Below are 11,684 nucleotides of genomic sequence, written 5' to 3'. Positions count from 1 at the left end.
GGCGGCCCCGCGCGCGCCCCCTCCGGGGCCCGCGGCGGGCCCGCCCCGGGGGGGGGGGCGCCGGCCCCCCCCCCCCGCCCGCCCCCCCCCCCCCACGGCCGTGGACACACCGCCCGCGGTCTGGTCGCCGCCGCGGGCGGTGGCGAGCACATCCCAGTTGGCCCGGAAGAGCGTTCCGTCGCCGCCGGTGGAGCGCGGCCCGGACGCGAACCGCTCGGCCGCCACCTCCCGTACCACCAGCGACTCCACCGAGGCGACGGGCGCACCCGTGGCGTCGGTGACCAGCAGCGCGACCGTGTCCTTGCCCTGCGGGCGCAGCCGCACCCGCACCCGTCCGGCGCCCACCGCGTGCAGGGTCACCCCGGTGAAGGAGAACGGCAGGGTCACGCGCCCGCTCTCGCCGCCGAAGTCGCCCATCTCCATGGCGTGCAGAGCGGCGTCGAGCAGGGCGGGGTGCAGGCCGAACCGTCCGGCTTCCTGGGCGGCCGAGTCCGGCAGCGCCACCTCGGCGTAGACGTCGCCGTCCAGCCGCCAGACCGCCTCCAGGCCCTGGAAGACCGGTCCGTATCCGTAACCGATCTGGGCCAGCCCCGCGTAGAAGCCCTCCATCGGCACCTGCTCGGCGCCCGGGACGGGCCACTGCAACAGACTGTCGGTGACCGCGGCGCCGTTGTCCGCCTCAAGGACGCCCTGGGCGTGCCGCACCCACTCCTCCCCCGGCTCGTCGCTGTCGGAGCGCGAGTACACGCCCAGCGGCCGGATGCCGGACTCGTCGACGGGGCCGACCACGAGCTGGACGCGGACACCGCCCTGCTCCGGCAGGAGGAGCGGGGTTTCGAGGGTGAGTTCGCCGAGCCGTCCCGCCCCGGTTTCGACGCCGGCGAGCAGTCCGAGCTCCACGAATCCGGTGCCGGGGAAGAGCACTCCGCCGGCCACGGCGTGGTCGGCGAGCCACGGGTGGGTCTGTAGCGACAGGCGTCCGGTCAGCACCGTACGGTCGCCCTCGGCGAGTTCGGTGAGGCCGCCGAGCAGCGGGTGGTCCACCCTGCCGAGGCCGACGCTCCGGGCGTCGCCGGCCACGGCGCCGCCCGCCTCAAGCCAGTACCGCTTGTGCTGGAAGGCGTAGGTCGGCAGGGCGACGCGGCGTGCGCCGCGCCCGGAGTACACCGCGTCCCAGTCCACGCCGACGCCGTTCGCGTACAGGGTGGCGACCGCCTCCGCCAGCGTCTGGGCCTCGGCGCGCCCGGAGCGGGCCAGGGGTACGAAGGCCACGTCGGCGTCGACGGCGTCCAGGCAGTCCTGGCCCATCGCGGTCAGCACGGCGTCGGGGCCGAGTTCCACGCACGTGGTCACGCCCAGGTCGGCGAGGCGGCGCATACCGTCGTCGAAGCGGACCGCTTCCCGCACGTGGCGGACCCAGTACTCCGGGGTGGTCAGTTCGGCGCCCGCGACATCGCCGGTGACGTTGGAGATGACCGGGATGGCCGGGGCCGAGTACGGCAGGCAGGCGGCGATCTGGCCGAACTCCGCCAGCATGGCGTCCATCCGGGGGGAGTGGAACGCGTGGCTGACCCGCAGCCGCTTGGTCTTGCGGCCCTGGGCCTCCCAGTGGCCGGCAACTTCGAGCACCGCGTCCTCGTCGCCGGAGAGCACCACCGAGGTGGGGCCGTTGAGCGCCGCCAGCGACACCTGGTCCGCGCGGCCCGCCAGGCTCTCGGCCACCTCCTGCTCCGATGCCTGGACGGCCACCATGGCGCCGCCCTCGGGCAGTTCCTGCATCAGCCGTCCGCGGGCCGCCACCAGGGCGCACGCGTCCTCCAGGGACAGCACCCCGGCGACGTGAGCCGCGGCGATCTCGCCCACCGAGTGCCCCATCAGGAAGTCGGGGCGCACACCCCAGGACTCCAACAGGCGGAACAGGGCCACCTCGAAGGCGAACAGCCCGGCCTGGGTGAACATCGTCTGGTTGAGCTCGTCAGCGGTCGCGGCGGCGTCGTCCTCGGGGCCGAAGACCACGTCGAGCACGGAGGCCCCGAGGCGCACCTCCAGGTAGTCGCACGCCTCATCGAACACGTCGGCGAAGAGCGGGTAGGTGTCGTAGAGTTCACGGCCCATGCCCAGCCGCTGGGCACCCTGGCCGGTGAACAGGAACGCCACCCGCTGCGCCGTGGACCTGCCCTGCACCAGGCCCGGAGCGTCGGTCCCCTCGGCGAGCGCCGCAAGGCCGCGCAGCAGCCCCTCACGGTCGGCCGCCACCACCACGCCGCGGTGTTCGAGCGCGGCTCGTGTCACGGCGGACGACCATCCGACGTCGACCGGCTGCGCGTCGGGGTGGCGCACCACGTGCTCGCGCAGTCGCGCGGCCTGCGCCCGCAGCGCCTCCTCGCTCCTGGCAGACACCAGCCAGGACACGGGCTGGGCGGCCGTGTCCGCGTCGGCGTCCGTCGTGGGGGCCGGCTCCTGCGGCGGGGCCTGTTCGATGATGGCGTGCGCGTTGGTGCCGCTCATGCCGAACGAGGAGATACCGGCCCGGAACGGCTGCCCGGTCTCCGGCCAGGCGCGCTGCTCGGCGAGGAGCGCCACACCGCCCGACGCCCAGTCCACGTGCGGGGTCGGTACCTCCACGTGCAGCGTCTTGGGCAGGATGCCGTGGCGCATGGCCATCACCATCTTGATGACGGCGCCCACACCGGCAGCCGCCTGGGTGTGGCCGATGTTCGACTTGAGGGAGCCCAGCCACACCGGCTGCCCCTCCGGGCGGCTCTCGCCGTAGGTGGCGATCAGCGCCTGCGCCTCGATGGGGTCGCCGAGCGAGGTTCCGGTGCCGTGCGCCTCGATCACGTCGACCTGGTCCGCTGTCAGCTCGGCGTTGGCCAGCGCCTGCCGGATGACGCGCTGCTGGGAGCGCCCGTTGGGGGCCGTCAGGCCGTTGCTGGCGCCGTCCTGGTTGACGGCGGAGCCGCGCACGATGGCCAGCACCTCGTGGCCGTTGCGCCGGGCGTCGGAGAGCCGCTCCACCAGGAGGACGCCGACGCCCTCGGCCCATGACGTGCCGTCGGCCTCGGCGCCGAACGCCTTGCAGCGCCCGTTGGAGGAGAGCCCGCGCTGACGGCTGAAGAGGATGAAGTCACCCGGGGTCGGCATGGTGGCGACGCCGGTGGCGAGCGCCAGGTCGCACTCTCCCTGGCGCAGCGAGTGCGCCGCCTGGTGGAGGGAGACCAGCGACGACGAACACGCCGTGTCCACCGTCAGTGCCGGGCCCTCGAAGCCGAAGGCGTAGGAGATGCGCCCGGAGGCGACGCTGCCCGCGATGCCGGTCAGCGCGTAGCCCTCAAGGCCGTTCTTGGTGCTCTGGAGGTGGGGCCCGTAGTCGTGGTGCTCAGCGCCGGTGAAGACCGCGGTGCGGCTCCCCCGCAGCTCGGTCACATCGATTCCGGCCCGCTCGAAGACCTCCCAGCTCGTCTCAAGGAGCAGCCGCTGCTGCGGGTCCATGGCGAGCGCCTCGCGCGGCGATATCCCGAAGAACTCCGCGTCGAACCCGGCCACTTCATGGATGAACCCGCCCTCGGTCGCGTAGCTGGTGCCGGGGCGGTCCGGGTCCGGGCTGTAGAGCGCCTCCAGGTCCCAGCCACGGTCGGTGGGGAACGGCGTGATGGCGTCCACGCCCTCGGAAACGACCTTCCACAGGTCCTCGGGGCTGTTGATGCCGCCGGGGAAACGGCAGCTCATCCCGACGATCGCGATGGGGTCGTCCGAGCCCACGACGGCACGCGCGGGAGCGGTGTCGTCTGTGGCCACGGGGAAGATCTTCCGGTGGAGGTGGTCCACGAGCTGGCTGGGCGTCGGGTACTCGAAGGCGAGTGACACCTCAAGGCTGAGCCCGGTGGCGGCGACCAGTCCTCGGTGCAGGTTGACCGCCGCGAGCGAGTCCAGTCCCAGGTCGAGGAACGAGCTCTCCGCGTCGAGCGCGCGCGGCGAATCGGACCGCAGCGCCGCGGCGACGTGTGCGCGTACCAGGTCGAACAGAACCCTGCGCTGTTCAAAGTCCGGCAGCTCGTGGAAGTCCGGACCGAGTGAGGGCGGTTCAGGGCTCTCGTCACGGCCAGGTCCAGCCTGCGCGATGGAATCTCCCGAGTCACTGGACCCGTTCAACATGGTGCTCACCTAACTCCTGCCTTGGGTAAAACCGTGCGTCAAAGCTGTGGGCCGCGCCGACCTCGGCTGCGGCGTGGGGCGCCCGCCCGCGCGGCCGTCGGCGCGGGCGGGCGCGTGCTGCGCTAGAGGCTGGCCACCCAGTCCTCGACGGCCTGTGCGGTGGTACCCGCCTGCTTCTCCACCATCGTGAAGTGGGTTCCGGGTACGTCGATCACGGAGTCGGCCGGCCAGTCCGACTGCCAGCCCGGCGCGTCCGGGTCCACCTCGCCCATCGGTTCCGCCGCACGGACGAGGAGGCTGGGAACCGCGCTCTCCGGCGGCTTCCACCCCTCGAACAGATGCAGGTACCAGCCCATGGCGGACATCCGGACACCCTCCATGGAGACGAGGGCGTCCCGCTCGTACATCTCGTCGAGCATGGTGTTCTCGAACTGGCCGATGCTCGCGCTGTCCGGCAGGTACGTGTCCAGCAGGACGACGCCCGCGGGCGGTGTGCCCTGGCTCTCCAGGGCGGCGGCCACCGAGTGGGCGACCATTCCGCCGGCCGACGAACCGACCAGGACGACCGGGGCACCGTCGGCGTACTCCGAGACGATCCGCGCCTGGAGGCGGAACAGCGCTTCCGGGGTGGCCGGAAGGCTCTCGCCCTGGACGAATCCCACGGCGGGCAGGGCCGCGACGTCCCGGCTGCCCCGGAAGGAGGCGGCGAGCTGCGCGTACTGGTGGACGCCGCCCAGCGCCATGTAGGAGGAGCAGCACATCAGCCGGGGGCGCACGGCGCCCCGGGAGAGCCGCACGGGCCTGATGGTCCCCTCGAAGTCGGCCGGGTCCTCGAAGGTGGGACGCAGCCGCGCGGCGTTCACCAGCAGATCCATGCCGATCTTGGTCTTGCCCTGCGCCGCCGCCTCCCGGAACAGGGAACCCAGGGTGTCGGGCGCGTCCGCCTGCGGCGCCGAAGGCTCGGTCGTGGGCGTCGACGTGGCGGCCTGGGCCGACGGCGACTGCGGCTTGCGGTCGGCGGGAGCGGACGCGATCCCGGCCGCGATCCGGGGCCGCAGATGGGACACCAGCTCCAGGGGGCGCGGGTAGTCGAAGACCACCGTGGTGTCCAACCGGAGGCCGGTGACCGCGGCGAGCTGGTTGCGGAACTCCACCGCCGTAAGGGAGTTGAAGCCCATCTCCATGAACTCGTGGCTGGTGTCGACCTCGTCGGGTGACGTGTACCCGAGCACCGCGGCGGCGAGCGTACGCACCAGTTCGAGCAGCGCCTCCTCGGTCTCGGTCTCCGACAGCCCGGCCAGTTGTTGGCGCAACTGGGCGGACTGGTCACCGGCTTCGGACTCGACCGCGCGGGCCGTACGCCGGACCGTGGGCTCCGGGACGATGGCACGGAACACGGCGGGCATCGCGGCCCCCTGGGCGCGCAGCGCACCCAGGTCCAGCCGGGTGGGAATCACCACGGCCTGGCCGGAGGTGACGCCCGCGTCGAACAGCTCCAGGCCCTCCTTGGAGGAGAGCGGCACCAGACCCGAACGCGACACCCGGCGCAGGTCACCCTGCCCGAGGTGGCCGGTCATGCCGCCGGCCTGTTCCCACAGACCCCAGGCCAGCGAGACGCCCGGCAGCCCCTGGGCGCGCCGCCAGGACGCGAGGCCGTCCAGGAACACGTTGGCCGCGGCGTAGTTGCTCTGTCCGGCCGCGCCGAGCACACCGGCGGCCGAGGAGAAGAGGACGAACGCCGACAGGTCCATGTCCGCGGTCAGTTCGTGCAGGTTCCAGGCCGCGTCCACCTTCGCCCGCAGCACCGCGCTCACCCGCTCGCGCGACAGGGACGCGAAGAGCCCGTCGTCGAGCACCCCGGCCGCGTGCACCACAGCGCTCGGCGCGAACCCTTCGGGCAGCCCCGACAGCACCGCGGCGAGCGCCTCGCGGTCCGCGACGTCGCACGCCTCTATCACTGCTTCGGCGCCCGCGGTCGCCAGTTCGGCCCGCAACTCGGCAGCACCGTCCGCCTCCGCCCCACGGCGGGACAACAGCACCAGCTTCCGGACGCCGTGCCGGGTGACCAGGTGCCGGGCCACCAGGCCGCCGAGCAGCCCGGTGGCCCCCGTCACCAGTACCGAGCCGGAACCGAACACCTCCGACTCCTGAGCCTCGCCCGGGAGCGGCGCACGGCCCAGGCGCGGCACGCGGACCTCGCCGGAGCGCACCACCACCTGCTCCTCGCCGGAAGCCACCACGCCCGCGAGCAGCCCGGCCGACCGTTCGACGTCATCGATGTCGACCAGCACCACCTGGCCCGGGTTCTCCGACTGCGCCGAGCGCACAAGGCCCCACACGGCCGCGCCCGCCAGATCCGTCACACCGTCACCGGTGTCCACGGCCCCCCGGGTCACGAGCACCAGCCGGCTCCCCGCGAACCGCTCGTCCGCCACCCAGGACTGGACGGTCTCCAGTACCTCGGCGACCCGCGCATGCACCTCGCCCGCCACGGCCGAGCCGTCCGAAGCCACCGGCAGCACCACGGTGCCGGGCATGAGCGTGCCCGACGCCACGGCGTCACCGAGCGCCACTGGGTCCGTGTACACGTCGGTGGTGATGCCTGACGCCTCCAGAGCGGCGCCCACGCCGAGGCGGTCGTCGCCCAGCACCACCGACCAGCCCGACGCCACGCCCTCGGCGGGCCCGGCCGCGCTCGCCGTCCACTCCATGAGGAACAGCGCGTCGCCGGTCTTCCGGTTCGCGTTCCGCAACGCGTCCGCCTGCATGGGCCGCAGAACGAGTGAGTCGACCGACGCCACCGGGCGGCCCGACGTGTCGGCTATCGCCAGGGACACCGCCTGGCGCCCGTCGGGGACCACCCGGACGCGCAGCGCTCCCGCGCCGACGGCGTCCAGGGAGAAGCCTCGCCACGAGAACGGCAGCAGGGTGCCCGCGCTCGGCGCGTCGTCGCCGCCGCGTACTTCCTTGCCCACGCCGATGGCGTGCAGGGCCGCGTCGAACAGCGCCGGGTGCAGTCCGAAGTACTTCGCGGTGCCGAGCTGGTCCTCGGGCAGTTCGACATCGGCGAACACCGCGTCGCCGCGTCGCCAGGCGCGCCGCAGCCCCTGGAACGCGGGGCCGTAGCGCAGCCCGTGTTCGGCGGCGTGCTCGTACCCGCCGGAGATGTCGACGGGCTTGGACCCGGAGGGCGGCCACTTCTTGAAGTCGAAGGAGGCTGCCGGGCCGGACGGGGTGAGCACACCGTGTGCGTGCCGTACCCAGGGATTCCCGAGGTCGGCCCGGTCCTCGTCGGACTCGATCCGCGAGTAGACGCTCACCTCGCGGTGGCCCGCGGCGTCGACGTCCCCCACCTCGACCTGGATCTGCACCCCGCCGCGCTCGGGCATCACCAGGGGCGCCTCGATCACCAGCTCATCGACCCGGGGACATCCCACTTGGTCACCCGCGCGGGCGGCCATCTCCATGAAGGCCGTCCCGGGCACCAGCGCCATGCCCTGCACCGTGTGATCGGCGAGCCAGGAGTGCGTGGCCATCGACAACCGCCCGCTGAGCAGCACACCGCCGCCGCCCGCCAGCGAGAGCACGGCGCCCAGCAGCGGGTGCCATACCGTTCCGAGGCCCACCGAGCCGACGTCGCCGACGGCTGCCATGGAGTCGAGCCAGTAGCGCTGGCGCTGGAAGGCGTACGTGGGGAGGGCCACCCGCCGCGCGCCGCGCCCGGCGAAGACCTGCTCCCAGTCGACTGCGGCGCCGTGGATGTGGAGTTCGGCGACGGCGGCCGTCAGCGCCTGGACCTCCGTCCGGTCCTTGCGCAGCGTCGACACCGTCACCGGGCTGACCGCGGCCCGCTCGCCCAGGCAGTCCTGGGCCATCACCGACAGCACGGCGTCCGGGCCGACCTCCAGGAAGGTGTTCACTCCCTGCGCCTCAAGGCCGCGTACACCGTCGGCGAAGCGTACGGCCGCGCGCACGTGCCGCACCCAGTACTCCGGCGCGCACACCTCGGCGTCCGAAGCCGGCTCTCCGGTGACGTTGGAGACGAAGGGGATGGCCGGCGAGGCGAACGACAGCCCTTCGACGACCTTGCGGAAGTCGTCCAGCATCGCGTCCATGCGGGGCGAGTGGAAGGCGTGGCTGACCCGCAGGCGGCTCGTCTTGCGCCCCTGCTCCGACCACTGGCCGGCGATCTCCAGTACGGCGGCCTCGTCACCCGCGATCACCACCGCCGTCGGACCGTTGACCGCCGCGATGTCCACCTCGGCCTCACGACCGGCAAGCGATCCGGCGATCTCCTCCTCGGACGCCTGCACCGCCACCATCGCGCCGCCCTCAGGCAACGCCTGCATCAAGCGGCCACGGGCGGCGATCAGCGTGCACGCGTCCTCAAGCGAAAACACCCCCGCCACGTGCGCGGCAGCGATCTCACCCACCGAGTGACCGATGAGCACGTGCGGGGTGACATCCCACTGCTCCAGCAGCCGGAACAACGCCACCTCGACCGCGAACAACGCGGGCTGCGTGAACGCCGTCTGATTCAACAGCTCGGCGTCGGCACTGCCCTCCGCCGCGAACATCACATCCTTCAGCGGACGGTCAAGCAACACATCCAGATGCGCACACGCCCCGTCCAGCGCCCGGGCGAACACCGGGAATGCCTCGTACAACTCCCGCCCCATGCCCAGGCGTTGGGCACCCTGACCCGAGAACAGGAACGCGGTCCTACGTCCCTTCACCGCCTGTGCCCTGACCACGCCCGGAGCAATCTCGCCCTGAGCCACGGCCCGAAGACCACGCAGCAGGCTCTCGCGGTCGTCGCCGATCACCGCCGCGCGGTGCTCGAACGCCGACCGGGACACGGCCAGGGAGTAGCCGATGTCCGCCACCGGCGCCGCCGCGAGTTCGTCGTCCTGGGCGGAGCCCTGGGCCGTCAGACGGGCGTGCAGCCGCTCGGCCTGTGCCCGAAGGGCGGCCTCGCCCTTGCCGGCGACGAGCCACGGCACGACGGAGGTCGCGACCGTCGCGGGTACCTCGGCTGCCGGGTCCTCCTGCGGCGTGGCCGGCCCCGGCTCCTCGGCTTCGGGGGCCTGCTCGACGATGGTGTGCGCGTTGGTGCCGCTGATCGCGAAGGAGGAGATCGCCGCCCGGCGGGGCCGGCCCGTCTCCGGCCAGGGCCGTGCCTCGGCCAGCAGTTCCACGGCCCCCGCCGACCAGTCCACGTGCGGGGTCGGCTCGTCGACGTGCAGCGTCTGCGGCAGGACGCCGTGCTGCATCGCCATCACCATCTTGATGATCCCCGCGACACCCGCCGCCGCCTGCGTGTGACCGATGTTCGACTTGATGGACCCCAGCCACAGCGGCCGGTCCGCCGGCCGGCCCTGGCCGTAGGTGGCCAGCAGCGCCTGCGCCTCGATCGGGTCACCCAGCGTGGTGCCCGTACCGTGCGCCTCCACCACGTCGACGTCGTCCGGGGTGAGTCCCGCGTTGTCGAGCGCCTGCCGGATCACCCTGCGCTGCGACGGGCCGTTGGGGGCCGTCAGGCCGTTGCTGGCGCCGTCCTGGTTCACCGCGGAGCCGCGCACCACGGCCAGCACGGGGTGGCCGAGGCGGCGGGCGTCGGACAGCCGTTCCACGAGCAGCACGCCGACGCCCTCGGCCCAGTTGGTGCCGTCGGCGGCAGCGGCGAAGGGCTTGCAGCGGCCGTCGGACGCGAGTCCCCGCTGGCGGCTGAACTCGGTGAACGTTCCGGGGCCGGCCATCACGGTGATGCCGCCGGCCAGGGCGAAGTCGCACTCGCCCTGGCGCAGTGCCTGCGCGGCCAGGTGCAGCGTCACCAGGGACGACGAACACGCCGTGTCCACCGTCACCGCGGGGCCTTCGAGGCCGAGGACGTACGAGACCCGGCCGGAGGTGACGGCGGGCGTCTGCCCCGTCATCAGGTGGCCCTCGACCTCTTCGGCCTCGATCGGGCCGGCCGCGCCGTACCCCTGGAAGGCGGCGCCCATGAACACGCCGCCGGTGGTGCCCTTGACGGACAGCGGGTCGATGCCCGCCCGCTCCAGGACCTCCCAGGACGCCTCAAGCAGCAGCCGCTGCTGGGGGTCCATCGCCAGCGCCTCACGCGGCGAGATCCCGAAGAACACGGGGTCGAACTGCGCGGCGTCGTGTAGGAACCCGCCCTCGTTCACATAGCTCGTGCCCTGGCTGTCGGGGTCCGGGTTGTACACCTCCTCGTGCCAGCCGCGGTCCGTCGGGAACGGTGAGAGTCCGTCGGCGCCGTCCACGACCATGCTCCACAGTTCCTCGGGAGAGCTGATCCCGCCGGGGAAGCGACAGCTCATCGCGACGATCGCGATGGGCTCGCGCTGCTTCGCCTCCACCTCTTGAAGGCGCTGCCGGGTGCGGTGCAGGTCGGTCGTCACCCTGTTGAGGTAGTCGCGGAGCTTCGTCTCGCTCACTGTGTGCCGTCGCTTTCTTTGAACTGTGAAGTCAGGGGGGCAGAGGGCGCTGGACGCCGGTTCAGGACAGCCCGAGCTCGTTGTCGATGAAGGCGAACAGTTCGTCGTTGGAGGACGATCCGATCCGTTCGACCACCTCGGCGGAGCCGGAGTCGTCGGAAGCCTCGACCAGCTTCTCCAGGAGCTCCCGCAGCCGTCCGGCCGCCTTCGTGCGCGCCTCGCCGTCGTCCATCACGTGGGAGAGCAAGGGCTCCAACTTGTCGAGCTCGGCGAAGACCAGGGGCTCGCCCGTGCCGCCGTCCGGCAGGAGTTCCTCCCGCAGGTGGTCCACCAGCGCGGTGGGGGTCGGGTGGTCGAAGACCAGTACCGCCGACAGCCGCAGCCCGGTCTCCGTGTTGAGCCGGTTGCGCAGTTCCACCGTGGTGAGCGAGTCGAAGCCCATGTCCTTGAAGGCCATGTCGGGCTCCACCGCCTCCGGCGAGCCATGGCCGAGGACAGTGGCCACCTGGACCCGCACCAGGTCGAGCAGCGCCCGGTGTTGGTCGGCCGCGGAGAGGCCGGCCAGGCGGTCCCGCAGCGACCCGGTGCCGGTGTGCGTGGTCTCCGCCGCCACGGCCCGGCGCCGGGGCATGCGCACCAGGCCGCGCAGCAGCGCGGGGACGTCGCCGCTGTGGGCCTGGGCCCGCAGGGCGGCGAGGTCCACGTGGGTCGGCACGAGTACGGTCTCGTCGGTCCTGAGCGCGTCGTCGAACAGGGCGAGGCCCTCTTGCGAGCTGAGCGCGTTCAGCCCGGCCCGCGCGATGCGCTGGAGGTCCGCCTCGCCGAGGTCCCCGGTCATCTCACTGCGCTGCTCCCACATGCCCCAGGCCAGGGAGACCGCGGGGAGGCCGAGCCCGCGCCGCTGGTGTGCCAGGGCGTCCAGGAAGGCGTTGGCCGCCGCGTAGTTGGCCTGGCCGCCGCCACCGAAGTTGGAGGAGGCCGAGGAGAAGACCACGAACGCGGAGAGGTCGAGGTCGCGGGTCAGCTCGTGCAGGTGCAGCGCCGCATCCACCTTCGGACGCAACACCCTGT

General features: G+C 72.7%; 1 protein-coding gene and 2 pseudogenes. All 3 read right to left on the bottom strand.

The window, feature by feature from the left end; all coding sequences use genetic code 11:
* A partial coding sequence (locus AAHZ94_RS17885; protein ID WP_502964703.1) for a type I polyketide synthase occupies window positions 1-4,164 on the bottom strand: 4,164 nt, incomplete at its 3' end.
* A gap of 113 nt (window positions 4,165-4,277) precedes the next feature.
* Window positions 4,278-10,613 (bottom strand): annotated as a pseudogene (locus AAHZ94_RS17880) (type I polyketide synthase); the annotation flags it as partial.
* A gap of 61 nt (window positions 10,614-10,674) precedes the next feature.
* Window positions 10,675-11,679: pseudogene (locus AAHZ94_RS17875) on the bottom strand (acyl carrier protein); the annotation flags it as partial.
* Between the last annotated feature and the right edge of the window lie 5 nt (window positions 11,680-11,684).

The sequence above is a fragment of the Streptomyces sp. HSW2009 genome (genome assembly GCF_040240285.1).
Taxonomy (GTDB): Bacteria; Actinomycetota; Actinomycetes; order Streptomycetales; family Streptomycetaceae; genus Streptomyces.
The sequence above is the reverse complement of the archived record's forward strand: the minus strand, read 5'-3'. Positions and strand labels throughout refer to the sequence as shown.